The sequence below is a fragment of the Rhizobium sp. BK312 genome, from assembly GCF_014193605.1.
In the GTDB taxonomy this organism is placed as follows: Bacteria; Pseudomonadota; Alphaproteobacteria; order Rhizobiales; family Rhizobiaceae; genus Rhizobium.
The window spans coordinates 350,660-375,261 of record NZ_JACHZP010000004.1 but is presented as its reverse complement, the minus strand read 5'-3'; the positions used below and the strand labels follow the sequence as shown (position 1 = coordinate 375,261).

27 protein-coding genes and 2 pseudogenes are annotated in these 24,602 nt (G+C 58.2%); 13 read left to right on the top strand and 16 right to left on the bottom strand.

Translation table 11 applies throughout. From position 1 onward, the window contains the following. Nucleotides 1-48: 48 nt before the first annotated feature. The 9 genes from FHT85_RS14010 to FHT85_RS13975 all read right to left on the bottom strand — a co-directional run bounded on the left by FHT85_RS14010 (nucleotide 49) and on the right by FHT85_RS13975 (nucleotide 8,116). Nucleotides 49-771, bottom strand: a complete 723-nt coding sequence (locus FHT85_RS14010) for a L,D-transpeptidase (protein WP_409527331.1) — start codon at nucleotides 769-771, stop codon at nucleotides 49-51. Nucleotides 772-1,174: 403 nt separating this feature from the next. After that, nucleotides 1,175-2,515, bottom strand: coding sequence for an SAM-dependent methyltransferase (locus FHT85_RS14005; RefSeq protein WP_112336978.1), 1,341 nt, complete (start codon nucleotides 2,513-2,515; stop codon nucleotides 1,175-1,177). Between the two features lie 254 nt (nucleotides 2,516-2,769). Beyond that, a complete protein-coding gene (locus tag FHT85_RS14000; protein ID WP_112336979.1) occupies nucleotides 2,770-3,495 on the bottom strand; it encodes an SDR family oxidoreductase in 726 nt (241 codons plus the stop codon). Between the two features lie 23 nt (nucleotides 3,496-3,518). Beyond that, nucleotides 3,519-4,796 carry a D-tagatose-bisphosphate aldolase, class II, non-catalytic subunit gene (locus tag FHT85_RS13995; RefSeq protein WP_112410799.1) on the bottom strand — a complete coding sequence of 426 codons (1,278 nt, stop codon included), beginning with the start codon at nucleotides 4,794-4,796 and terminating at the stop codon, nucleotides 3,519-3,521. After that, nucleotides 4,796-5,773: a sugar kinase gene (locus tag FHT85_RS13990; RefSeq protein WP_112336981.1), complete on the bottom strand. Its 978-nt coding sequence runs from the start codon at nucleotides 5,771-5,773 to the stop codon at nucleotides 4,796-4,798. The genes FHT85_RS13995 and FHT85_RS13990 overlap by 1 nt, the downstream gene beginning before the upstream one ends. A 315-nt stretch (nucleotides 5,774-6,088) precedes the next feature. Then, nucleotides 6,089-6,331, bottom strand: coding sequence for a hypothetical protein (locus tag FHT85_RS13985; RefSeq protein ID WP_210290344.1), 243 nt, complete (start codon nucleotides 6,329-6,331; stop codon nucleotides 6,089-6,091). A 74-nt stretch (nucleotides 6,332-6,405) separates the two neighbouring features. Next, a complete protein-coding gene (locus tag FHT85_RS13980; protein ID WP_112410798.1) occupies nucleotides 6,406-6,978 on the bottom strand; it encodes a cysteine hydrolase in 573 nt (190 codons plus the stop codon). Between the two features lie 12 nt (nucleotides 6,979-6,990). Continuing rightward, the gene (locus FHT85_RS30535; protein ID WP_246779992.1) at nucleotides 6,991-7,185 is read right to left on the bottom strand and encodes a hypothetical protein; all 195 of its coding nucleotides are present in this window, start codon (nucleotides 7,183-7,185) and stop codon (nucleotides 6,991-6,993) included. A 517-nt stretch (nucleotides 7,186-7,702) separates the two neighbouring features. Continuing rightward, complete coding sequence (locus FHT85_RS13975) at nucleotides 7,703-8,116, bottom strand: hypothetical protein (protein WP_246779998.1); 414 nt, start codon at nucleotides 8,114-8,116, stop codon at nucleotides 7,703-7,705. A 109-nt stretch (nucleotides 8,117-8,225) separates the two neighbouring features. On the opposite strand from FHT85_RS13975, the gene FHT85_RS13970 reads away from it, so the two are divergent. After that, nucleotides 8,226-8,504 (top strand): hypothetical protein, encoded by a 279-nt coding sequence (locus FHT85_RS13970; protein WP_112336985.1) that lies wholly within the window; start codon nucleotides 8,226-8,228, stop codon nucleotides 8,502-8,504. A 92-nt stretch (nucleotides 8,505-8,596) separates the two neighbouring features. On the opposite strand, the gene FHT85_RS13965 is transcribed toward FHT85_RS13970, so the two are convergent. Next, entirely contained in the window at nucleotides 8,597-9,052 is a 456-nt protein-coding gene (locus FHT85_RS13965) for a hypothetical protein (protein ID WP_112336986.1), read from the bottom strand. Between the two features lie 219 nt (nucleotides 9,053-9,271). Here FHT85_RS13965 and FHT85_RS13960 point away from each other — a divergent pair. The 8 genes and pseudogenes from FHT85_RS13960 to FHT85_RS13925 all read left to right on the top strand — a co-directional run. Then, nucleotides 9,272-9,409, top strand: a pseudogene (locus FHT85_RS13960) (bacterioferritin-associated ferredoxin); the annotation flags it as partial. 126 nt (nucleotides 9,410-9,535) lie between these two features. After that, on the top strand, nucleotides 9,536-10,555 hold the full coding sequence (locus FHT85_RS13955) for a helix-turn-helix domain-containing protein (RefSeq protein ID WP_112336987.1): 1,020 nt from the start codon (nucleotides 9,536-9,538) through the stop codon (nucleotides 10,553-10,555). 97 nt (nucleotides 10,556-10,652) lie between these two features. Beyond that, nucleotides 10,653-11,774, top strand: coding sequence for an efflux RND transporter periplasmic adaptor subunit (locus tag FHT85_RS13950; RefSeq protein ID WP_246779982.1), 1,122 nt, complete (start codon nucleotides 10,653-10,655; stop codon nucleotides 11,772-11,774). Next, a complete protein-coding gene (locus FHT85_RS13945) occupies nucleotides 11,771-12,466 on the top strand; it encodes an ABC transporter ATP-binding protein (RefSeq protein ID WP_112410797.1) in 696 nt (231 codons plus the stop codon). The genes FHT85_RS13950 and FHT85_RS13945 overlap by 4 nt, the downstream gene beginning before the upstream one ends. Further along, nucleotides 12,466-13,613, top strand: a pseudogene (locus tag FHT85_RS13940) (ABC transporter permease). The gene FHT85_RS13945 and the pseudogene FHT85_RS13940 overlap by 1 nt, the downstream one beginning before the upstream one ends. A 5-nt stretch (nucleotides 13,614-13,618) precedes the next feature. Next, on the top strand, nucleotides 13,619-14,821 hold the full coding sequence (locus FHT85_RS13935; protein WP_112410796.1) for an ABC transporter permease: 1,203 nt from the start codon (nucleotides 13,619-13,621) through the stop codon (nucleotides 14,819-14,821). A gap of 151 nt (nucleotides 14,822-14,972) precedes the next feature. Beyond that, nucleotides 14,973-15,794 carry a sterol desaturase family protein gene (locus FHT85_RS13930; protein WP_112337136.1) on the top strand — a complete coding sequence of 274 codons (822 nt, stop codon included), beginning with the start codon at nucleotides 14,973-14,975 and terminating at the stop codon, nucleotides 15,792-15,794. A 292-nt stretch (nucleotides 15,795-16,086) separates the two neighbouring features. Further along, nucleotides 16,087-16,395: a chemotaxis protein CheW gene (locus FHT85_RS13925; protein ID WP_312861342.1), complete on the top strand. Its 309-nt coding sequence runs from the start codon at nucleotides 16,087-16,089 to the stop codon at nucleotides 16,393-16,395. 75 nt (nucleotides 16,396-16,470) lie between these two features. Here the strand turns inward: FHT85_RS13925 and FHT85_RS13920 are convergent, their stop codons facing one another. From FHT85_RS13920 to FHT85_RS13905, 4 genes are all read right to left on the bottom strand, one after another. After that, complete coding sequence (locus FHT85_RS13920; protein ID WP_112336992.1) at nucleotides 16,471-16,680, bottom strand: hypothetical protein; 210 nt, start codon at nucleotides 16,678-16,680, stop codon at nucleotides 16,471-16,473. Between the two features lie 202 nt (nucleotides 16,681-16,882). Continuing rightward, nucleotides 16,883-17,170 (bottom strand): cold-shock protein, encoded by a 288-nt coding sequence (locus FHT85_RS13915; protein WP_112336993.1) that lies wholly within the window; start codon nucleotides 17,168-17,170, stop codon nucleotides 16,883-16,885. A gap of 107 nt (nucleotides 17,171-17,277) precedes the next feature. Further along, nucleotides 17,278-17,487, bottom strand: coding sequence for a cold-shock protein (locus FHT85_RS13910; protein WP_112336994.1), 210 nt, complete (start codon nucleotides 17,485-17,487; stop codon nucleotides 17,278-17,280). A gap of 282 nt (nucleotides 17,488-17,769) precedes the next feature. After that, complete coding sequence (locus tag FHT85_RS13905; protein WP_112410795.1) at nucleotides 17,770-18,228, bottom strand: DUF3237 domain-containing protein; 459 nt, start codon at nucleotides 18,226-18,228, stop codon at nucleotides 17,770-17,772. Nucleotides 18,229-18,345: 117 nt separating this feature from the next. Here FHT85_RS13905 and FHT85_RS13900 point away from each other — a divergent pair, with 117 nt between their 5' ends. Together FHT85_RS13900 and FHT85_RS13895 are read left to right on the top strand one after the other, a co-directional pair. After that, on the top strand, nucleotides 18,346-19,230 hold the full coding sequence (locus FHT85_RS13900) for a LysR substrate-binding domain-containing protein (RefSeq protein ID WP_112399805.1): 885 nt from the start codon (nucleotides 18,346-18,348) through the stop codon (nucleotides 19,228-19,230). Nucleotides 19,231-20,049: 819 nt separating this feature from the next. Continuing rightward, entirely contained in the window at nucleotides 20,050-20,448 is a 399-nt protein-coding gene (locus FHT85_RS13895) for a DUF1236 domain-containing protein (RefSeq protein WP_112336997.1), read from the top strand. Between the two features lie 400 nt (nucleotides 20,449-20,848). Here the strand turns inward: FHT85_RS13895 and FHT85_RS13890 are convergent, their stop codons facing one another. Next, nucleotides 20,849-21,508, bottom strand: coding sequence for a hypothetical protein (locus FHT85_RS13890; protein WP_246779981.1), 660 nt, complete (start codon nucleotides 21,506-21,508; stop codon nucleotides 20,849-20,851). Between the two features lie 281 nt (nucleotides 21,509-21,789). On the opposite strand from FHT85_RS13890, the gene FHT85_RS13885 reads away from it, so the two are divergent. Beyond that, nucleotides 21,790-23,223, top strand: a complete 1,434-nt coding sequence (locus tag FHT85_RS13885; protein WP_112336999.1) for a sensor histidine kinase — start codon at nucleotides 21,790-21,792, stop codon at nucleotides 23,221-23,223. After that, complete coding sequence (locus FHT85_RS13880; RefSeq protein ID WP_112337000.1) at nucleotides 23,220-23,864, top strand: response regulator; 645 nt, start codon at nucleotides 23,220-23,222, stop codon at nucleotides 23,862-23,864. Before FHT85_RS13885 ends, FHT85_RS13880 begins: the two co-directional genes overlap by 4 nt. Here the strand turns inward: FHT85_RS13880 and FHT85_RS13875 are convergent. Then, the gene (locus tag FHT85_RS13875) at nucleotides 23,858-24,370 is read right to left on the bottom strand and encodes a hypothetical protein (RefSeq protein WP_405048022.1); all 513 of its coding nucleotides are present in this window, start codon (nucleotides 24,368-24,370) and stop codon (nucleotides 23,858-23,860) included. The genes FHT85_RS13880 and FHT85_RS13875 overlap by 7 nt on opposite strands. Nucleotides 24,371-24,602: the final 232 nt, after the last annotated feature.

Here is a 24,602-nt window from a genome sequence, read left to right as displayed (position 1 = left end):
GCTACACCGCCCCGAAACATCGCCCCCCCGCGAGGAAGCCGATTTCGCTCAGGCGGAAATCGCCTTGCTTTGAAGTGGCGACTGGTGAACGACAATTCGCGCGTGATAGGGGATGCGCTCATAGAGGTCGATGACATCCTGATTGATCAGGCGAACACAGCCTGACGAGGCTGCCTTGCCGATCGAGCGCCATTCCGGCGAGCCATGCAGACGGTAGAGCGTATCCTTGCCATTTTGGAAGATATAGAGCGCACGGGCACCCAACGGGTTCTTGATGCCCGGGTCCATGCCGCCATTGGCGACGGAATATTTCGCGAGTTCCGGTTTGCGGGCAATCATGTCGCCCGGCGGCTTCCAGCGCGGCCAATGCTGCCGCCAATGAATGATACCTTCGCCCTGCCACGCGAAGCCATCGCGGCCGATGCCAACACCATAGCGCATGGCCGTGCCGCCGCGCTCAACGACATAGAGAAATCTCGATGCCGTATCGACGACGACCGTGCTGGGCGCCTCACCGGTCGGATCGGGAACGCGCTGACGATAAAACTTCGGGTCCAGCTTTCGATAGGGAACGGCCGGAATGACATGGCCGCCATCAACCACGGACGCATAGCGCGCTTCGAGCTCGGGATCCGGTGTAATAATGCTCTGAGGTTCCGACGTCACAGGAACGACCGGCGGCGTGCGAACCGGGGCTGGAATCGGAGTCGGAACAGGGGCTGTGGTGGCACAGCCCGCAAGCGCCGCAGTCGCAGAGATCGACCCCAGCATGAAAGCCCGCCGGGAAAGAGTTTTTTCAGTCTTGGTTGATCGCATTCCTATCCTAACAAGCCCCGCACATTAATATCGCTTCTTCGATTGATGAGGCCGAAGAGGCGACATGTCTCATCATTAAGTGATGATGACCTCATAGCCACTCGGGACCGATGATGACAAGTTTACCAATACCATGACCATACAAACTCAATCGGCGAGTGTGTGCCAGAAGCCACAGGCCTTGCGCTTCCGCGGGCATGTCGAGCGCCCGCAGAGGCATCGACACTTAAACTTTATGATTGCATACGCAGAACACGATCGCCTCCAAGATGCGACATGTACCGCATAGTTACGGAAGAAAAGGCCGGGCAAGATATCGTGCCCAGCCAAGTCCCTCATAACTGCCTGCAAGCAGGCTTTAGAGGTTCCGCGAGGACTCCCCGCCGGATTGATTTTGCTGACGGGATTTGCGCTCGTCGTGCAAGGTCAGATCCCGTTTTGCCCGCGCGCTCGCGGCCTCGATCGGTCCCATCTTTCCCTGCTCGGCAATGGCCGCCCGGGCCCGCTCGATATCGACCATGTAGTCTCGGGCCAGCGGCAGGGCGGAAACATTCTTCGTCAGCTGCAATTGCCAGTTCATGTGCCCCATGCGACGGAAGGCAAGTTCGGACCCGACGAGATAGAACTCGAACATGCGACAGAACCGCTCGTCATAAAGTTTTGCCAGGGCGCTCCTGTTCTTCATGAAGCGGTCACGCCACTGCTCGAGCGTCTTGGCATAATGGAGCCGCAGGATTTCGATGTCGGTCGTCCAGAGACCGGATTTCTCGACCACGGACAGGACTTCGGATACCGCCGGCGAATAGCCGCCGGGGAAGATATATTTCGCGATCCACGGGTTGGTGCTGCCGGGACCATCGGCCCGACCGATTGCATGGATCAGCGCGACGCCGTCTTCCTTGAGCACGGAGCGGATCTTGTCGAAGAAGGTCTTGTAATGGTTGATGCCCACGTGCTCGAACATGCCGACCGAGACGACGCGGTCGACCGGGCGTGTCCAGGAGCGATAATCCAGCAGTTCGAACGTGACCAAATGCTCGAGCCCGGCGTCCTTCGCGCGGGCTTTTGCGGCCAGCAATTGCTCCTCCGAAAGGGTCAGGCCCGTGACGCGCGCGCCGAATTCCCGCGCAAGATAGAGCGCCATGCCGCCCCATCCGCAGCCGATGTCCAGAACCTCCAGGCCCGGACGATCGAGCATGAGTTTCGACGCGATATGCCGCTTCTTCTTGAGCTGCGCTTCCTCGAGCGTCTCGTCACCAATGGGGAAATAGGCACAGGAATATTGCCTGTCTTCGTCCAGCATCAAAGAATAGAGCCGAGCATCGAGATCGTAGTGATGCGCCACATTGCGCTTGGAACGATCCGCAAAATTCAATTGGTCGAGATTTCGCCGCAGCCAACGGATCTTTTCCATCAGTTTCTCGAAAGGATGGGTCCCCCCTTCCATCAAGTTGAGGGCAAGCAGGTCCACCATTTCATAGAGATCGCCGGATCCCGGCTCGATTTCGCCGTCCATGTAGGCCTCACCCAGCGCCAGGGCAGGATTGAGGAGCAGACGCCGCTTGGCGCGGGTGGTATTGATTTTCATCGCTGCACGCGGTTCCGCTCCCGTACCGAACCTGCGCGTGGAACCGTCCGGAAAAGTGACCGTAAGCGTTCCGATTTTGATCAAACGGGAAAGAGCTGCTTCTAGAAACATGACAACTACCTGTTTATCGTTTCCTCGACGGTGAATTCTTGGCCTGAGGTCGCGAAGAATCCCTATCGGTGTCGAAAGCGTACTACTTAATCTGGTAAAATATCCAGATCATTTGCGACATCAAGGTTGAGTGAATTCAATCACGATTACAAAGGTGCCGCCATCCGCGGGATCAAGGCTCAAGCACACATGTTGGGCGGGCTACATGAATATGAGACACCCGCCCTGCCGGGCAGCTTGCAGCTCCACGCTCCTCAGATGTCGAAGGCACTCGGCAGAACCACGACGTCGCGAATCGTCACGTTGCGCGGGCGCGTCAGCATGAACATGATGGCGTCGGCGACCTCCTTGGGCTCGATCAGGGCGCCGGCTTCCTTGGCCTTGCGCAGGTTTTCCTCCGGCCAGTCGGCAAGCAGGGCGCTGATGACCGGGCCTGGAGAAACGGAGCCGACGCGAACACCGCTCTTCAGAAGCTGGCGCCGCATGGCCTGAACGAAGCTGGTCATTGCCCATTTCGAGGGCGAATAGACAGGTTCCCACGGGATCGCCGAATGCCCAGCGACCGAACTCGTGACGATGATATCGCCCGTCCCGCGCCCGATCATATGCGGCGCGACGGTGCGGACATTCTTGATGACGACATTGACGTTCAGGTTGAGCATCCTGTCTATGGCGTCGAGATTGGCCTCCACCAGATCGCCGCCAATATAGGTGCCGGCATTGGCATGAAAAATGTCGAGATGCTCGACCTTGGCAAGGATGCCCTCCAGTAGCGCGGCGCACTGTTCCGAATCAAGCAGATCGACAACAAGCGGAATGGCAAGATCGCCCAGGCGCTCGCACACCGATGCCAATGCTTTCTCATCTCTATCGACGAGGACAACCTTCGCTCCCGCCGCAATCATGGCCTCGGTCGAGGCGAGCCCGATCCCCGATGCCGCGCCGGTTACCGCGGCGATCTTCCCTTTCAATTCCTCCATGATCTCCTCCTTCGATCAGCTAGCTATCGTTTGATGGCTCCGCAGGCTGCGTGATAATCCGCGAGGCTGCGGGTGACACGCCATATCAAAACCTGCTCCGGCTCCAATGGCACATCCGCGAAGTGCCGTGCAGCCGGCATGTGCTGCCAGAACAACGGAAGCGGCACGGTCTTACCACGCAACGCGTCGCATAATCTCTCGACTGCGGATTGCGCGTCGGATGACGACCAGTAATAGCGGATGCGATCGGACAGCGAATAATGCCGCAGCCAGCGCTTCTCCGCCTCCGTTCCGTGATAATGCTGGCTCCAGTTTTTCGGCTGCGCGAGCATCAGCGTTTCCATGGCCGCGTAGAGCGGCCGTTCGCCATAGTCGGGCACGAGATCGGAAGCAATGAGATCCAATCCGTAAAGGGCTTCGCGCAATACGAATGTCAGCTCGGGACCAACCTTCAGAATGGGGAAGCCGTCCTCGACGAGAGCGGTCAAGGGTGTTGTACCTTGATAGTCGGTCGAATGGGCCTCGAAGACGAACTGCGGTTGGTCGGCCAGGACCGACTTCAGTTCGGCGATCTTGCTGCGATCGTAAAAGATGACATTGTGATTGCCGAACTCGACGCCAGGCTGGACGACCAATCCGATTGCGCGCGTAAACGCCTCCCTCAATCCCGCCTGCTCGAACACGCGGCGATGAATGTCTATCGTCTTGCGGGCGGCGGCGGCCGCAGTCGGTTCAATTGTAGTCAGGGCGTGATCTGCGCCGCCTGGTGGCGGAACCTCGGTGCCGATCACATAGACCGGCATAGCCCCGCCGCTTCTCCTAGCCGAAGCCTCCGCCACAGCTGCAAGGCGTGCGGCGCGACAGGCTGTCGTCTCGTCGTCGAGCGCGATCGGTTCGTCCTTGCAGCCCATCGAGGCATCCAGATGTATCTTTCGGAAGCCGGCCTCGACATAGGCGGCTACCATCTTTTCCGCCTCGGCCATGGCTTCTTCGGCGGGGCGATCCCGCCAGGGATTTGGTCCCAGATGGTCGCCGCCCAAAACTACCAGCTCCGACGGGCAATCCTCTTCCTCGGCGATATGTTGCACCAGTGCTGCGAAATCGGCCGGTGTCATGCCGGTATAACCGCCCAGATGATTGACCTGATTGCAGGTTGCCTCGATCAACACTGTGCTTGAATGCAGCCGGCCATGCCGGAGCGCAGCCCTGAGTACGAGCGGATGGGCCGAGCACACGGAAGTGATTCCCGTCGGGCGGCCTTCGGCCCTCAGCCTCGCCAGTTCGCCGAGATGGATCTGCATCAGGAACGCCTTTCAGTGGCTGCGATGAACGCGTCGAGCTGTTCTTTGGTACCGGCACCCTCCATCGGGCCGATGACGGTGACATTGCGCGCGCCGGCAGCGGCGGCATAGGTCAAGGCGTCTTCCACGGGCATGCCCAGACGGCGGCAGGTAAGATAGGCTCCGCCGAAGCAATCGCCGGCGCCGGTCGGATCGACCTCCGTGACGACAAAGGCCGGTGCATCGATGCGCTCGCCGTCGCAGCCATAATAGGTCGCGCCATTCGCTCCCCGCTTCAGCACGATCTCCTTGACGCCGATCTCGAACAGACGGCGGATCGCATTGGCTTCGCCCTCGACGCCGGCCGCACGTCCCAGTTCCTCTCCGGAGGGCAACAATAGATCGGCCGCGGCAACAAGCCTAGAAAACCGGCGTTCGGTATCGTCGTCGAGTTTCAATTCCTTGCGGATGTTGGGATCGACGGACAGCGTGCCGCCGCGAGCCTTGACGATGTCGACGGCCTTGTCGATTACCTCGCGCGCACTCGGAACCGACAATGCCGAGCCCATGACATGCAGATGCCCGGCACGACCGATGAGATTGCTGACATCATCGCTCCAGCCGAAGCGCGCGGCTGCCGAGGTTGCGATATTGTAGACGAAGTCGCGAGACCCGTCCTTGCGGTAGCGGACGAAGGCGCTGCCCGTCGGATAATCGGGATCGACCGAAATAGCCGAGATATCGACCCCGTCGCCCTTGAGCCTTTCGAGATTCACGCGGCCGAAATCATCAGTACCGACGGCGCCGATCATCGCCGCGCGGCCCCCGAGCCGCCCGCACTGAGAAACGAAGATTGCCGGAGCACCGCTGGCGAAAGGACCGATGAGCGGCTGTGCCTCCCTGAAACCATCACCGACCGTCGTGGCAACGATTTCCACGAGGATTTCCCCGACACAAACCGTCGGACCAAGCTGATCGGGAGCCAGTGCTGAACTCATTGCAATCCTGCTTTCGCCACCTGTTGCTCTCAAACCGCCACAGCGAGTCGTCCGGCGCTATCCTCACTGCAAGGCTCATCGTTTTCCAGAAAAAGAAGTGCTGAAGCAACATATATGTTGCCTTGTGCAGCCTGACGAGGATCCTCCTTCCTCCAGAGCCAGCTTTAGAACTTGCTATAATTCAAGCACGATTCCCCGCACTTTCGCACGCGCCGGGAACAGCCCGCTTCGTTGCCTATAGCCAGGCTCATGTCACGGCAAAACACCGGCATCAGCCGCCTTCGGCGGCTGGCTTGCGGTCGGAGAGAAGAACGATCAGTGAATGGCAGCCGAAGTAGGCGCATTGATCTTTGTCGACCAGATACCGACATAGGTTCCGATCAACCTCACGGCCAGGTCATCTGCCGTGTGATAACCGTCATGAAAGAATTCGAGAGCCGCTGCGACGAGAGTGCTCGAAGCCTCGTCATCTGGCGCCACCTCATAGAAGCTATACCATTGCAATACAGCTTCAGCGAGTATTCGGCATTCACTTCCTTTGGGAGCGCGATGAGGCATGGCAATCTCCTCCGAGTCTTATGGAGCGGGATGTAGCGGACCATCCTATCAAATCAAGAAGCGGGGAGCTTCCGTCATCGGGCGGACAGAAATTCCTCGACCGTCATGATCTCGGATTGAACGGAAAACCGGCGCTCCAGCAGCGTGAGCGCTGCATCATGCGCATCGTCATAGCCACTGCAGACGGCGTCTCTTAAAACGATGATTCCATATCCAAGCTCGATTGCACCCAGGGCCGCGGCCAACACGCAGACATCCGTCTCACCACCGCTGATCACCAGGGTATCGATGCCTTCCTGAGCCAGATTTCGGTGAAGGCGGCCATCGGTCCAGGGCGAATAAGTGAGCTTGTCGAAGATGCGGGCCGGCGGAACGAAACGCTGCAGCGGATCGATAAGCAGCATCAACTCGTGGGGAAGCCGACTGGCGGTCATCATCTCCCATTTCTCGTAGTAATCTTGCCATTTCCCCGGCATGGCGTCCGCCCGGGCCGGTGGAATGAAGCGGGTAAAGAGCGTACGTTCGGGAAATCGCCCGGCGACTTCGACTACTTGATCCAGGGTGCGCGCCATCCAGGGCACATGCCATGGCGTCTGTTCGAAGAACATGCGTTGCATATCGATGCAAAGATGCAGCCAGGTCCTCATCGGGATACCGTTTTATCGATCCGCGGCGAACGTGCTTCGGCCGCGATACTTGCCCTCGTTCATGTCTCGCGGATCATAATTGAGATCCCAATCCTTCTCTGGCTCGGTCTTTCCGGGCGGCTTTTTGTTCATGGTTGCATCGTCCGATCCCGTAACGACACTCGGCTTGGCGCTTGCCACACCGTTATTGCGGCTGCTTTTCACCAGCCACCGGGTTTAGCCCTCTGCATCCTGAGCAGGATCGCCCCTGCTCCTTTCACCGGGATTGTTCGATTTAGGCACAGCGCTGTTCCCATTTTCTCCCATATCGGATCCTCCGCCGAACAGCCGATATGCGGCAATGTTCCCAAAACACCGGAATTTGTCGATCACATCAGGAAATGATGTGGATCGCGCGACCGCTCACGCAGGCGGGAACCTTGGGGCGCCGCCGATGTTGGGACGCGGACACGTAGATCGCAGAGGAAGAACGACAATGCCAGCGTCTGACAACGGCAAATACAATGCATTGACCGTGTACGTTATCCTGATCGTAGTGGTGGCGTGTGCGCTGGTAGTCGGCGGCATAGCCTTTTATGACGGCGAACCTCAAAGGCCAGGCCAGACGTCCCCGCATGCTCTCGATCAAACTCAATGAAAGCCGAGTCTTCGTTCAAGGCAACTCCGCGTCTGGAACCCGAGGCCGTCCACTGGCAACGTCGTCTATTGATCGGTTGGTATGTCGTCAACGCGTGACTCCAAAAACAAATCCGATGGCCGCGGCCGCCAAGAGCGAAGCGATCGGCCTTTCGCGAATTCGCCGCTCGACTGCAAAGGCTGCAAATTTGTTGCTCGATTGTTCTTGAGGGCCGGACCGGTCCTCCTCGAGGCCGGTGCCGCCAGCGACGGCGGTATGCGTTAGGGAAGCAGGATCCGAGGCCGGAAACGTATCCTCAAGCGCTTTGTCCAGTTCGTTTGCCGGCCTGCTTCTTTGCTGCTTCTGCTCCTTTCGCAAGGATTGAACCGCTGGTGACTGATTTTGCTCGGGCATTTTTCGCTCCGTTAACAACAGATCAAATCGGAATATGCTCAGTAAACACAGGCCGCCGGTTAAAAGGCTCCCACCTGACGCAACGGCGATTCGGAAGATTTGTTCCAACAGCTCGATCGCGCCACCGGAGCTTCCTATATACGGCGAATGGCAAGTCCGTTTGCCGAGATCCGATGTAGCGCGACAACACACCGTTCCTCATGGCGGGAGTAAGGGCATGCGCCGTTACCATCATCTTGTCGAAGGCATTCTCCAGCCGGAGGAGATCGATCGGCTGCAACGGATTTTCGACGTCGTGATCGCTCAACCATGGTTCGATTTGAATGATTTCAACCGCGAGGCCTTTGCCCTGGAGCTTATCACGCTTTATCGCAGTGGCGTGGTCGATTTCACCAATCTTCATCAGCTCGGCGCTTTAACGGCAATTGCTTCTTTCAGCCGGGACATGCCGGAGGAAGAACGCCAAGCTCTTAATCTTCTATACCGCGCAAGCTGATTGGAAGGTGGCTCGAAGCTGACGGAAGACACGCCGGGCTCAGCGCACTGCCCTTTTCGCAACGCTCCACCTTCCGGCTTCAGCGCGGATAATCAGCGGTCGACTTGCGTGGGAAGGATTGTGTCGACGGACACCTCGCCCTGCAGCACGCCCCGTTTCAAATCGGTTCGGCCGCGAGCGATCTCGATCACGGTGTAAAGCTTGTCATCGCGAAACGCACTCGCATTACTGGTGGTCACATCTTCGGCGGGGGCGGCATCGACCTCCATAAAGTCGAGCTCCCTGCCCGTTGCCACGATGCGTGCGTCGCCCGAACTTCTGGCCGCCACGATGATCGTGCCCTGATTGGGAGCATTGTCCCAACGTGGATCGTCCGGGGCAGCGATGGGTTCCAGGCGATAGATATTCAGTGCCTCCGCACCGTCGGCTGCTGAGGAGAGCGCCGCCGCATCCCGCAACTGAGCCTTGCTCTCGACGGATCGTCCGAAGGTGGTTCGGCTGGTTGCATTGTTGACATCTTCAGTTCCAGTTCGCGAAACATTCGACATGGTGTTCTCCCTTTTCTTTCCCGCGTCTGTTTTCTAACTGCCTCGCGATAGAGTTGGTTCCTGAATCTCCAGGTTTATGGCCATGATGAAGGAGGCCGCGAGAGATCGATGAGGGAGTAAAGATCCGCGCCAAGCCACGGCGCTTGCAGACCTCGCCTGTGCGCCGGAGATAGCTGCGAGAGCGCAAATGAATTGGGCGAGTGCTCAAACTTTAGCTTCATATTCGGCGCCATTCGCAATGGATGTCACAGCGTCGAGGCTGTCGGTGTGACAACGAATGCCGGAACGAATTGCGGCTCCTGCCGCGCGGAAATCAGAGGGATCATCGATGGATGTCTTGCCGCCGCAGCGGAGTGACATGCCACGACAACCGGTCTCCCTCCCCAGAAATTTGACGACCTGAAACATGATTGAGGTCGCGGTGCGGCCCGTCTTTCGGCATGATCGGCTGGAGATATAGACAGGTCCTGCTCCGAACGATCAATGATTTTCATTCCGCTTCCATTCGTCGTCGCCATTTTGCTCGTCATTCTCTTCGGCGTCGTCCGGAGCCGCGACGATAGCCCCTCACCCAATCTTCCTTTCCAGGCGCTCATTCTTCTGAGCGCCTTTCAGTCCGTACTGTCCGGATTGCGCTGGGGTTACGCCGTTTTGCCTGTCATGTACGCCATGCCGGTCGCAGCTGCGATGGTGCCGCCGCTTGCTTATCTCGGGATCTCCAGGCTGGCGCGCAAAAGCCCTCTATCGCCAATTCAGCAGATCTGCCTGCATGGTCTTCCGGCGGGGCTTATTGTCGTACTGGTCGCGATATGGCGGGACGCGATCGATATCGGGATTATCCTTATCGATATCGGCTATGCCGCAGCAATCCTGCTTCTCATGCGCTCGGGCACGGACGCCCTTCGTCTTGCACCTTTCGAAAATGCCGGCCCGACCTACCGGGCCATCCTCTTTGCCGCAGGCGCGCTTCTGCTATCAGCGGCGGTGGATATATTCATCTGGCTGGATTTTGTCTGGGCCGACGGCACATCTGCACTGAAGGTCATTAGCTTCGGAAATCTCATCGGACTGGCTATCCTGGCCATGGCTGCTGCAGCCGCCAGCCGCAGCCATGCGCCCGCCGAGAAGACGGAAAACGTCCGTCCGCCCGAATTCCTTGAAGACGCACAGACGCTTGGGGCGGTGCAGGCCTTGATGAAAGACAGGCACGCCTATCGCGATGTCGATCTCAATCTCGATCGGCTGGCGCGCAAGCTTGCGATTCCCGCCCGGCAAATTTCCGCAGCCATCAACCGGGCGACCGGCAAGAATGTCTCGCAATATGTCAACGAGCACCGGATCGCCGAGGCCTGCTTGTTGCTGGCAGAAACCGAAAAGCCGGTGACGGAAATCATGTTCGATGTCGGTTTCCAGACCAAATCGAACTTCAATCGCGAGTTCCGGCGCGTTACCGATACGACGCCGCTCGAATGGCGCGACCGGTCGCGCAGCCCTTCCAGCTGATTTCGGCCACATGCAAGGCTGACTGAATCGCGATCGAGCACGGCCCGGATCATGTTCGAGGTCTCCGTTTCCCCGTCGGATGGCCATGCTCTTCCTCATGAGCACCGTCACCGATCACGACCAGAGACTTGCCGCCACGCTGACCTCCCTCTCCCTGGAGCGGCGGCACATAACGCAGGATCCGCCCCACGCCCCAAGGCGGCGGACCATTCCTCTCCTGAGTCTGGTATTGGTTGCGGCCACCAGCCTGATCATCGTCATCTATCGTCCCAGCATATTCCATCCGTCGGGAACGCCTCTCTCTTCCATACCGGCCTTGCGGAGCGAGCCACGCGCGACGGAAACCTCCCGCGTTGAAGAAACAAATGACCGGGACCACAAGCAGTACGCTTTGAATACAAGGACCAGCGCAGTCGGCGAAATAACCGGTGCCGGGATTGTCGTTGCTCCGCGCAGCACGACTGTTTTCTCCAAATATGAGGCCAGAATTACCGATGTCGCCGTCGAGCTCGGCGACCGGGTCGAAGCCGGGCAGGTTCTTATCACACTCGATGATGCGGTCGCCCACATCGCGCTGGAAAAGGCTGAAGCCGCGCGCGCCGCTGCCGATCTGACGGTCAAGGCGCGTGACATCGATCTCGTGCAGGCGCGTGCATCGCTGGACCGCCTCGAGAGCCTTGCCAGCCGCGATGCGGCCTCGCGGCAGCAACTGGAAGAATCGAGAACGGCCTTTGCCCGTGCATCCAACGCCGTGGCGCAAGCCCGGCAGGATTTAGCCACGGCCGAACTCGGTGTTCGATCCGCCGAAGAGCCCCTGACGGAACTGATGGTCCGCGCGCCCTTTGCCGGCACGGTGACACGGCTCAACGCCCATGTCGGCGACACCGTGCTTGCCCGTGCCGACAGCGTGCGCGAAAACCAGAGCCTGCTTGCCATCACCGATACCGCCAGCATGACGCTCGACGCCGACGTGGCGGAAACCAATATCGCGTCCCTCAGACCGGGCCTGCGGGGCGAAGCCGTGCTCGACGGATTTCCCGATCGAGCCTTTGCAGTCGAGGTGCTGCGGCTCGCGCCCATTGCCTCGGTCGAAAAGGGCACGATCACGGTTCGCCTTTCCCTCATCGATCCGCCGGAAGGCATTCGGCCGAACATGGCCGCCCGCATCCGTATCCCCCTTGCAGACACGATCGCCAAGAATGGAGACAGCAAGTCATGACCCCTGCCGCCTATATCGAGCTTAAAGAGGTGCGAAAGGCCTATCGTATCGGCAGGGAAGATATCTCCATCTTCTCGAGTCTCGACCTTGCCATTCCGCAGGGCGATTTCATCGCGATCATAGGACCATCGGGATCAGGGAAATCGACGCTGCTCAACATGCTGGCCGGCATCGACCGGCCGGATGCCGGAAGTGTAAGCATCGGCGACCATCGGCTCGACTGGATGGGCGAACGAGCACTGTCGTCCTGGCGAGCGCACAATATCGGCATCGTCTTCCAGTTCTACAATTTTCTGCCGATGCTGACCGCGGCAGAGAATGTCGAGCTGCCGCTCCTCCTGAAGCCCCTGAGCGCAAAGGAGCGGCGTGACCGGGTCGGCAAGGTCCTCGATCTCGTCGGGCTTGCCGGCAGGGAAAAGCAATATCCCTCTTCCATGTCGGGTGGGCAGCAGCAGCGCGTCGGCATTGCGCGCGCCATTGTTTCCGATCCCGGCCTGCTGCTCTGCGACGAGCCGACCGGCGATCTCGATCGGGCCTCCGCCGACGATGTGCTGCAGATGCTCAACTTCCTCAATCGTGAGCTGGGAAAGACCATTATCATGGTGACCCACGACCCGCGAGCCGCAGGCTCGGCCAGACGGACGCTGCATCTCGACAAGGGACAATTCATCGAAGCGGAAAAGGCAGCCTGATGACCTTCCTCGACCTCGCCCGAAAGAATGCCTGGCGAAAGCCGCTGCGCACTACTCTGCTCATTGTCTGCATCGCCGTCGCCTTTCTCATCCACGGGCTAACCGCCAGCCTCCTTGCCGGCTCGCAGGGCGTGTCGGCCGCGAGCGACGATATTCTCGGCGTCATGAGTGCCAGCGGGCGTGGGCAGCCATTGCCGATGGCCCACCGCGCCCGCATTGCGGCCGATCCCGATGTCGCAGCGGTCGGTTACATGACGCGCCTGCGCGGCTTCGTCGATGTCGAAAAGAATGTCGTGCCAATCAGCGCCGTCGATCCGGCGTTGCTGATGGAAACCAACGGTACGGTCGGGAACTCGGCCTTACGCCCGATCTGCTCGAGGCGATCGGTCAAGGCCGCGACCGGGTCCTGGTCGGACGGGCGCTCGCCGAAGCCGAAGGCTGGTCTGTTGGTCAAAACATCACCGTCACCGCCTTTCAGGTGGCGAAGCAGGACGGCGGCCGCGACTGGCGCTTTACGATCGCGGGGATCTTCGAGGGCGAAAGCGCCAGCACCGACACCTACTTCACCATCGCCCGTTACGATTACGTCAATGCCGCCCGCACAAAAGACCAGGACACCGTGGATGCTTTCATCATCAAGCCGCGCGACGGCATTTCACCGGGCGTTCTGGCTGCCCATATCGACGCGCTCTTCGCCAACTCCGCGGCGCCCACGCGCACTCAGTCCGAAAAGCAGTTTCTCGAAGCCTTCCTGCGCCAGTATGCCGATATCGGCCTCATCGTCGATCTGGTCACAGGGGCTGCCTTCATCACGCTGCTGATGATCGTCATCAACACCATGGTCTTCGCCGTGCGCGAGCGCTCATTCGAAATCGCCGTCCTGAAAACACTGGGCATCTCACGCATGACGATCCTCACCCTCGTCCTCGGTGAAACACTGTTCATGTTCATCATCGGCGGAGCCATCGGGCTGGCCTTGGCCAGAGCCGGAGCGATATTTGCCGGCCCATCGCTCGGTCTTGTCTTCTCTCCGGTCGTGCTGCTGCATGCAACGGCGATCGTGCTTGTCCTTGGACTTGCAACCGGCCTCGTGCCGGCCGTCAACGCCATGCGAACCCCCATCATGAAAGCCTTCCGAGCGAGGTGACCGATATGTCCATCCAAATCAGACAGATCATCGTTGCGACAAGAACCGCGCTCGGCAGCATGAAGCGGCGCCTGGCGATTTCGCTCTCCATGGCATTGTCGGTATCGCTCGTCGTCATCGTGCTTATAGGCTTCCTAGCAATGGCGAGCGGCTTCGAGAAGGCCTTGAGCGGCGCAGGCTCGCGGCTGGTCGCCGTCGTGCTCGGCGGCGGCACGAACCAGGAGACCGGCTCCGATATATCAGCCGATGCGATCCGCAACCTCAAGGCCAGTGGCGACGATATCGGCGTTCTTCGGGATTCGGCCGGAAATCTTGTTGCATCCCGCGAACTCGTGATCCCCGTCGATGTCACCAGCAAAGGAGATAGAAGCTCGAGGACCCTTGCCCTGCGTGGCATGGATGGCAGCGGTCTTCCGATCCGGAATGGTATCTCCCTTTCGCAGGGGAGGTTGTTCGCGCCCGGCGCCAGAGAGATTGTCGTCGGAGCAGGCATCGCCCGCGATTATCCCGGCTTCGGCCTCGGCGCAAAGGTGCGGCTCGGCACCGTGGACTGGACCGTGGTCGGACACTTCACTGCCAATGGCAGCGCATTCGAATCGGAAATCTGGGGCGATATCGATGCGGTGCGTGCAACCTTCGACCGGCAGGGCGAGGTGCAAAGCCTGCGATTGCGGCTTGCCGATCCATCCTCCCTTGCCAAGTTGAACGCCAAGCTAGCGACGATTACGGAGACGCCGCTGACGGCAGTTTCCGAGGCTGGACTTTATGCATCACAGGCTGGGCGCATGGCCGATCTCATACGCCTGTTCGGCTGGCCCATCGCCTTGCTGATGGCGATCGGCGCAACCGCCGGGGCACTCAATACGATGATGAGCTCCATCTCCGACAGAACGGTCGAGATCGCGACCATGCGGGCACTCGGCTTCAGCCGCCTATCCGCCTTTCTCGCAACCTGGTTGGAGGCCGCCCTCTTGGCTGCGGCCGGTGCAGCCGTCGGCGTCTTGGCATCGTGGCTTGTCTTCGAAGGGTGGCGCGCCAGCACCATAGGGGCCAATGATGCCAGCATGGCCTTTCAGCTTACCGTCACCCCGCAAGTCATGCTGACCGGCGGTATGCTTGGTCTTTCAATCGGACTCCTTGGTGGCGCGCTTCCGGCACTGGCCGCCAGCCGGCTGCCGCTGATCGCTGCCTTGAGAGCCCGTGGGTAGGCTAATTGCCCTGGAGCGTGGGTTTGCAGACCATCAACCTCGCTGCGGCCATCATGCCCTTAACCAGTTTTTAATCATCAAGTTGAAGCGACACCTATCCTCGGCTAAGGAGGAGCATCGCCCCTATCGTTCCATGGATAGCAAATTGACAATGGAAAATTTGCTTCGTTTGCTTGAATTCATGGAGGAGTATACTGATCGCGTTCTTCCGGTCGCGTTGCTGTTGCTCGCCGCCGAGGTCATCTTTCCGAAGTCTCGCTATAGCTATGTATCGAAACTTCGCGGCATGATCTTCTGCGTGACAAACATCCTCATAACCAAGGCAAGCCTGACCCTCTTCTACTGGTTTTGGGCTGGCATCGGCGTAAAGCCGTTGTTTGCGATCGACCTGACATTCCTCTCGAGGTTTTCGAACGCATGGCCGCTGCATCTGTTGGGTGCCATAGCTGCTTCCTTTCTCGTTCTGCAGGTCAGCGAGTTCTTCTACTATTGGTTCCACCGGCTCCAGCATAGCAACAGGTTCTTCTGGCGTTTCCACGCCGAGCATCATTCGCTAGAGGAAATGAGTGCCTTCAACAGCAACCATCATTTCAGCGAGGAGATCTTCAGGATCCCGTTCCTGATCATTCCCGTCTCGCTGCTTTTCGATTTCAAGCAGGACTATGTTCCCTGGATCTGGGTGTTCTTCGTTCGCTGGCAAGGTTATTTCGAGCATAGTTCGACGCGTCTGAACCTGGGTTGGGTCCGCTACATCTTTCCCGACAACCGGTTTCACCGCATTCATCATTCGATCGAACGACGGCATTTCAACCGGAATTTCGGCAGTGGTTCCGCCATCTGGGACATTCTGTTCGGGACGGCCTACTATCCGAAAGCCCAGGAATGGCCTGATGTCGGCCTACCCAATATCCGCGAGCCGCAGAACTTGACCGAGTTTCTCGTTCGGCCCTTTCGACGTGGCAGACACAGCTAAAACGCGATCGTTTGGCCTCAACCTCATTCGGATTTGGGCCTTATGGCCAGTCTGAAAGTGGGGCATCGTTAGAATTTTAAGCAAACCCAAAAGCAGTCATCAAGACAATCACTCTACCTTGGGTTTGTCCGGCCGAATCGCGTTCGGCGGCACCATGACAGTGCCAAGGCATCCTCCCCAGCCGGGTTTCGCCTCAGACGTTTGCACTTTTGAACGGGGAGTCCCTGAAGGGACAAAGTGCTCAATGCCTCTACCAGTATTTCTTCGCCGCCGCGCAGCAATGGCGGTACGCGTGCACGACACCTTATGCACGTTCATTGACGGAACGATCGTCGCCCGGGCAGATAATTGGCGCCCGCTTCGCGATGGCGACGATGCACGCCGCGCCCTCGGTCATACCTCATATCGCGGCGAATTGGTGCCGGTTTACGATTTGGCCGCCCAAATGGGCAATAGGCCCTCACGGAGCTGCGAACTCGCCATCGTCAAGATGACTGGAGGCTACGTGGCATTCCTGATCGACGAATTCATCGGCAACACCTCGGCAGCGAGCGAAGCCATTAACCTTTCGCAGCTCGAGATTTTCGGCCAAACCGCGTAGCTGTATAGTAACGTTTTACCGCGCCAAAGAACGCAGCTTTTTTCGCTGTGCTATGTTTTGGCGGTCGTGCTTTTGTTATTTCGTCTTATGCCCGCGTTTCGCCGATGGCTTGATCGGCTCTGCTTCGGGCCGCGCCAACCGAAGCGCGCGGAGCTTCTCGGTCTTTTTCTCGCGATCGGCATTTTCGGCGGCGGTGATCTGCCTCGCCGCCGTATCCGTCGTCGATGCCTTGTCTTGAAGAGTTTGCCTACTCTGTTTGAAAAACTTCTCTTTTGTGGCGGCCATGATGTCTCCTGACGAATGATAAGAGGATACGGTCAGCCCGACCGCGCAACCTTCTTTTTGGACGCGGGAAGAAGCCCTTCGCGCTGTGCATGTTTGCGGGCAAGTTTACGACTGCAGCGGATCGCATCGGCTTTTTCTCGAACCCGGAGCGCCTGATCGACGTTGTTGTCCCTGACGTCTACTTGCAAGGTAGCTCCTTCAATTACCGCTTTCTCAGGGTGATCATCGTCGAATTGATCCAGCTGGAAGACCTTGATTCAGCTGCGAAGCCAATATTCCGGGCTTTTGATGTGGACGCTTCAACGTCGATATCCGGCTGGACTACGCGGCGTTCAAAATTCTCGCCTTCGAACTGGACGCGATATTGCATGGCGCCATCGGCTTCAGGCAGGCGCGACACGATTCTTCCTGTTCCAGAAGGACCGAAACTTCCAAAAGTGCCACGCTTTAAAACGATCGTGTCACCAATCTGGTAGCGCGGATTCTGCATACCGTTCTCCCATGGCCAAAATAAAAGGCCGGGCGTTACCCCGACCTCTCAGCATCATTCATGCGCACTGCCAGTACATCCGTGGTCAGCGCGCGTGAATGACAAATTTACGCCGCCTGAAGATTATCGGCTGAGCTCTTGCCGGACCTGCTGTCCTGCACGATGTCATAGCGAATTTTCTGTCCATCAGTTAGCGAACGCATTCCGGCTCGCTCGACGGCCGAAGCATGCACGAAAACGTCCGTGCTGCCATTATCGGGTTGAATGAAGCCGAAGCCCTTGGTGGAGTTAAACCACTTAACTGTACCAGTGTTCATAACGATTTCCTTTCATAGCAATCGTTGTTGCTCCCGCGATACCTTGCGGGGTTAGATCGATTTTTTGAGAGGGAATCCGAGGAAGAGCATAGGCCCTTGAGCGACGTCACAAGCAATGGTCGATAAGTCCAAACTAGGCTCTATTTCAGATTTTGCAATGAAAACTTTAGAAATATTACCCCAGCGGCATTTCGGACTGCAAGTCAAACGAACGACCGCAAGATTGCTCGGTGGGACAGAGAACCGAGTGGAATCAAGCCAATCCCGTCCATTTCTTTGTTATCAGAGGATTTCGAACAGGTCGTATTTTACGCCACCCGGAAAGCGGCTACCCTTTCCAACACAAACGATCGCATTGATCCAATCGTGTGCAGGCGAAGCGGTTTCGAAATAGGGAGTTGTCCGAAGATAATATTCCGAAGGGTCGACAGCTTCGCCGCGTCCCAAGCGCTCGGAAACTTCGACCGATGCGTGGCGAACGCCACGATAGGTCATCAGAATGTAGGCGCCATCCTCAACCTCGAGCAGAACCCGCACATCCTGCTGGAATGTTCCGTCCTGCCGAGTGACCAGCAGGTCCGATCCGATCAGTGGTGAGACCTTGCCCTTGAGACGCTCTCCTTCAAAACGGCCGCCAGAGACCGGAAAGATACGGCGAACGCCCGCGGGACATGGTCCCATATCGATCGTTGGATGAAGTTCGAGATACAGCGTAAACAGAGGACGCGATTGCAGCTCCATGAGAGGCTCTCCATGTATGGAGAGCGTGATCGCCTCCACTTCTGGGGCGCATTAAACTGCTATAATATCGGTACGCAAAACGGGCATTCCTTACTATTATCATAAGTGAAACTACATATGCACCCTTCACTCGACGCCCTGAAAGTCCTTGAGATCTGCGTCGCTTCCGGAAGCTTCGCCCGTGCAGCCGAGCGTTTGTTTCTCACCCCTACGGCAGTGAGCCTGCGCATTCGCACCCTTGAGGAGGAACTAGGTGAGCCCCTTTTCATTCGGCGAGGACCGCGTGTAGTGCCTACTCCGAAGGCCATGCTGCTTGCGAAGGGTGTGCGGCGCGGCTTGGACGAAATCGACGCCGCATTGGCGGCTTTCGGAGCGGCATCTCCTCCCTTGCGGGTGACCGCGCCTCCCACCCTCGCAAGCCGCTGGCTTGCGCCGCGCCTTTCCGGCTATCAGCGCTGCGAGATCGAACTCGATGTTTCGACCGAAATTCGTGATCCGTCAGATTTCGACGTTGCCATCCGCACTGGTGCCGGCGACTGGCCGGGTCTGCGGGCCTTTCGACTATTTCCCGTACAACTAACGCCGCTTCTGGCTCCATCGCTTGCCGCAGCGCTGGAACCTCTCACACCGGAGATGCTTGCAACTCTGCCACTGTTGCCGCATCCAGACTGGGAAAGATGGTTTGTGAGCGCAATTGGTCGCGTCCCGCCGGGGTTGAGGTTCACTCGCGTGGAATATCCGAACCATGAGCTAAATGTGAATGCCGCCTGCGCGGGTGAAGGCGTTGCGCTCGTGCCGCCCGGCTTCTTCGAGCCCATCGTCAAATCAGGCGTGCTGATAGCGCCCTTCGACGAGACGCTTGACGGTCCCGACTGGCACTTCGCACTCATCCGTGATGATGACGGGAGATCAGGGCCTAAAGAATTCTGCGACTGGCTTTACGAGCAGAGTCGCATAATATCGGCGGCACTTGATACACCCGACGCCTGGGCGGATGCTTGAACGCAATCAAAAACTTCCGACCGGTCTGGTTCGGAGTGCGACTAAGTTCGGGCATACCTGTCGCTATACCACTGCATCATCCGGTATTGTCGGAAATATTTTCTCCATAATCCGATTAATTTGGCAGCCCTAACAATCGCCAGGGTCTCCGTTACCAGATATTGTCGATCAAGCTACTAGACAATCTGATTTCGACGGACATAGATTTACTGGATGAACACACAGCGGAAAAATAACGGCGATCACAGGATTGATCTCCACCGGAACGTTGACGGCTTTCCCATGGGTGTGGAACTGATAAATGCAATATGATCCGAATATATCCCGATCGCGCTGGCCGCTCCCATTTCGTCGGCAATCATGGGAGACTTTGATCGGTCTGATATCCGTCATTCTCCTGGTCGGGATCATATGTGCCAACCTGCCTAGCACTTGGACCGCAGAGCGAAACACATCGGTGGCCTCTTCGAACCAGGCTCGACATTGACAGATTGAGATCGCTCCACTGCTCACGCGAAGCGATCGAAACCTTTATCGGATCGACCTGCCGCATCGCGTAGTGGCTTCCGGCAATTGCGAAGGTGAGAGCTGTATTGGCTCAATCCCTGCCTTGCGTCACCGCACCCAGCCCTGAATGCGACGAATCCTCCATATTCCCTATAGAAGCCACGAGCGTAGGGCTTTGGTCTGATGTTCACTGCGACCCATGTCCCAAATCCACATGACTGAAGCCCAAGGAAAGGAACAGACTGCGGCGAAGCTCTGTTTTACCAACAGCTCCGTCGACGACGGGCGAATAGAAGGTGAAAGGAGATTCTGATGAAAACGAAGGTACTTAGTGTTGCGGCACTCGCGCTTGGCCTGACCGCCGGATGTGCTTTTGCCCAATCTTCGACCGTCACCGGCGCCGCAGGTGGCGCGGTTACCGGAGCCGTGGTTGGCGGCCCGGTTGGAGCCGCCGTAGGCGGTGTCGCCGGCGCCGTTGTCGGCACGGCCATCGATCCGCCGCCGCAGAAGGTGGTCACCTACGTACGCGAACAGCCCCTGCCCGAAGAGGAAACGGTTGTCCGCGAGCGTGTAGTCGTTGGCCGACCCTTGCCGGAAACGATCGTCGTGCGAACGGTTCCGCAAAATCCGAAATATGCCTATGCGATCGTCAACCACGAACGCGTGATTGTCGAGCCTTCCTCGCGCAAGGTTATCAAGATTCTGAACTAACGATCGTGGAGAGCGGGAAGCCGCTCTCCACCCTCACTCTGCCTGGCTTGGCCACATCCTGCTGATCGCAAGGAGAGAGTGGCCGGCCTCCGATTTTACCCGAAATCCCGAACTTCCTGGCACTGGCTTCCGCACGCGGTCATCCCGCGGCCTACCCCTGTCGCGCACCATATTCTGTACCTGATCATACAGATCGTGCGGCAAATTGCCTATCGCCGGATCGGGCAGCGTCTGGGGCGGAAGACCCGACCCGGCGATAGAGCCGGTGGGCGGACCGGCTAGCGAATGGCGCCCGCTGGCGCCAAACTCGTAAATCGAAGTTCGTGAGAGGTGGTGGCGGACGACCGCCACCACGCGCCCGTCGATTGCCACGCTTATCAAAGCACTATAAGGCGGCGCCTCAATCGTCGGTTAGCTGCGTGCTCTCAGATGGCGTTGCGGTTTCGGATTTCCTTTCCAGCGCATCACGAACTTCCGCGATTTTTCCTATATTTGTTCCAACGCCGAGGATGCTCTTTGCTTCTGTGAGCGTCTGGTTCGTCACCGGCTTGTTAGACAACTGCGCCAGCGCCGAACGCAAGGCGCTGTCGCTGAGGGCCGGGTCCGTCGGCACTGCCGTCGTTCCATACTGGATTTCGAATTCCGCATATGCCTTCACATAAGCGGAAAGCGCCGCCATCTTCGGATCTTTCGAGTTCAAGTAGGCGTGATAGTCCCGCTTGAGCGAGCTAAGGCTACCTGCACCGGGCTTTGAGACATGGCTCTTCGAACTTGCACTATGGGCTTTGGAGTCTTTATCCGCATGATGCCCCAGCACCGACGATGAAGTGCCCTGTGCAGCCGCCGCATTCGTCGAAGGGCTGCTTGTATCGTCGCCCCCGGACTTTTCATGGCCGGAGTTTCCGTCACCATGGCCGCCGCCGTTACCATCGCCATGACCGCCGCCGTTTCCGCCCTTGGCGAATGCCGTCTGTACGAAACCGACAGTAGCTCCTCCGATGGGCGCAAGGGCAAGCACCAGGCCGAGGCTTGTCGCACCAATGATGGAATGGATTTTCATGTGCACTTCCTTCGTAACATGCCCGTCGCCTATGGCAGCGGCCATATCCAGCAAATCATGCGCACTAGAATATTGCCGAAATCCCAGCTTTCTATCCCGCTCCGACCTATGCCTTGAGGGTTAGGACCATAGTCTGATTGATCCAACCCTTTGGTCGCTTAAATTGCAGGCGCCAGACGGCAGTACCCCGCTCGGGACTACGCGGCCGGTGTCGACGACCCAACAGTTGACACTCCATTCTGCTGGGATAGCTATAGAGGGTTGGGAGATCAGTGCCGATTATGCCAGTGCCGCGAGCGAATCATAAATACAAACTCTCTCCAGCAAGTCTTATCGAACGCTGGAACTCCCAATCCCTGGCCAGGCAGTTCCTGCTCGCCGGTGGCTTCGTCGCTCTTTGTGCTATGCTCGTTGTCGGGTCCATCGTTGCCAATCTGATCGAGAATGCAGTGACGCGTAATTCCGCGGCGACGACAGCCCTCTATGTCGACAGCGTCATCGCCCCGCTCCTGCCCGATATGCAAACCACTCAGGCTCTTGACGATACGGTGACGCGCGCCCTTGATGAGACCCTGGGCCAAGGTGCGCTTGGCACACGGCTGTTTTCCTTCCGGCTTTGGCGCGACGACGGGACAATCCTCTATTCCAATAACAAGGATCTTTCCGGCAAGCGATTTCCGCTCTCGGATAGTCTCAAGACCGCCTTTTCGGGCCAAATGGTCGCCAAATTCAACCGGATCGACGACGTGGAGAGCGTGGCTGAACGCAATAGCGGCAAGCCCCTTCTGGAAATCTACAATCCGGTGCTTCAACCTTGGTCGGGCAAGGTCGTGGCCGTCTCCGAATTCTACGAGGTCGCCAACGATTTCGAAGGGAGCCTTACGCAGGCCCGCCTGCTGAGCTGGCTTGTCGTTGCCGTGTTCACGCTGACATTCTTTGCTCTTCTATCGATCATCGTCCTGCGCGGCAGCCGCACTATCGACAGTCAGCGCATGGCACTCAACGGCCGCATCGGCGAATTGTCGGCGCTTCTTCAACAGAACGAGGCGTTGCGCGCGCGCGTCCAACGCGCGACCCAGCGCGCCGCCGCGCTGAACGAGAGCTATTTGCGCCGTATCGGTGCCGACCTGCATGACGGTCCCGCCCAATTGGTCGCTTATGCCTCCTTGCGACTGGACAGCCAGACACTCATCAGCCCCACCGTCTCGCCAGAGGAGCGCGAAGCGTCGCTGGAGACAATCAAATCCAGCCTTGATGACGCCATGGCCGAAATCCGGAGCGTCTGTAGCGGCCTGATGCTGCCGCACATCGAGACGGACAATTTGACCGATCTCTTAAAACGGGCAATCCGTGCCCACGAACAGCGCACCGGCGTCACCGTCGCGCTTCTCGTCGGGGCAGCGCCGACAGATCTTTCGACCTCCGCAAAAATATGCGTCTATCGCTTTGTGCAGGAAGCCTTGAACAATGGCTATCGTCACGCCGGCGGAATCGGGCAAAGGGTCGTGCAATCCTTCAAAGACGACCAGGTCGTAATCGAGGTTGCCGATGAGGGACCGGGATTTGATCCGAAAGAGGTCGGCCCGCAGAAGCTTGGTCTTGCCGGCCTCAGAGATCGGGTCGAAAGCCTCGGCGGCATGTTCCAGCTTTTGTCGTCGGACCGGGGCACCATCGTCCGCATGTCCCTGAACATCGAGGAAATGGAGCAGACATGACAGCAGCAATCACTTTGGCAGTCGTAGACGACCACCCCCTCTTCAGGGAAGGCGTTATCCGCAGCCTGACAGAAATGGATGGGTTTAGCATCGTCGGCGAAGGCAGCAGCAAGGAGGACGCGCTGCGCATAGCGATGCAGCAGCGCCCGGACATCCTGTTGCTCGACATTTCCATGCCGGGAGGAGGACTGGATGCCCTTTCTCTTATCCTCGGCCAGATACCCGATCAGAAGATCGTTATGCTGACAGTCTCCGAGGCAAGCGACGATGTGATGACAGCGCTCAAGAGCGGCGCGAAGGGCTATGTTCTGAAAGGCGTCGGATCACGGACGCTCGCCGATATCCTTCGCGGTATCGCTGCCGGTGACAGCTATGTCGCACCGACGCTATCGGCGCGTCTGATTTCCGAAAACGGAACCGGTTCCCGGGCCAATCCTTTCAGCGCATTGACGGATCGCGAGCGGGAAGTATTGGAACTGGCTTCTGCTGGATTGAGCAATAAACATATTGGGCTGAAGCTCGATCTGCATGAAAAGACCATCAAGCATCACATGACCCAAATCTTCGCCAAACTGGAGGTGAGCAATAGAACGGAAGCTGCGATGGCATTCCGGGATGAACTCGAAAAGCGGCGTCAGTGAAGCAGTGATTTGAGCCGCTGCTCGTCGGCAGTTGTCGCATTGCGATTGACGATGGTGCGGCCCTTTGAATCCTTCATCACATAACGTCCGCTCTGTATATTTTCGCTCATGCCATCCTTGTGTTGAACGCTAATCGAGCCGCCGCCATCATCGGTGGACTGGTCGGAATCGACCTGGCTTTGGGTAGCGCTCTTGGTTGCGGACGATCGGCCATTAGCATTGCCGTTTCCGTTGTTGCCATTCCCGTTTCCATTGTTACCGCTGCCGTTTCCACCTCCATTGCCGCTGTTGCCACCGCCGTTCCCATTGCCTCCCCCGTTACCGTTGCCTCCCCCATTGCCGTTTCCGCCGCCGTTGCCGCCACCATTACCACCTTTGGCCTCGGCCATTTGCTGGGCGAATATCGCGGAAGCACCGTGAATTTTCACAGTGTAGGGAAGTGCCGTGTTGACCAAGGTCAGCATCAGGCATGGTAAAGCAGCAATAAGCTTTCGACGTAATAACACCTAAAGCCTCCTGAGGCTCCAACGACGAGCGCCCAACGTTCCATGGGCTCGAAGCGCCTCGGCTATCGCCGATTGGCAAGGGTCCGATCCATATCAAATCGCCGCTACATCGCGAAGGGTCAAGTCCTATCCCACGGATAAGTACAGCATTTGGACTTCAGCAATCCACGTCATGACCTTTCGCCGTGGCAGCGTCAGACCAAGGTCGGAGAAAGCGCCGGACCGAAGCCCA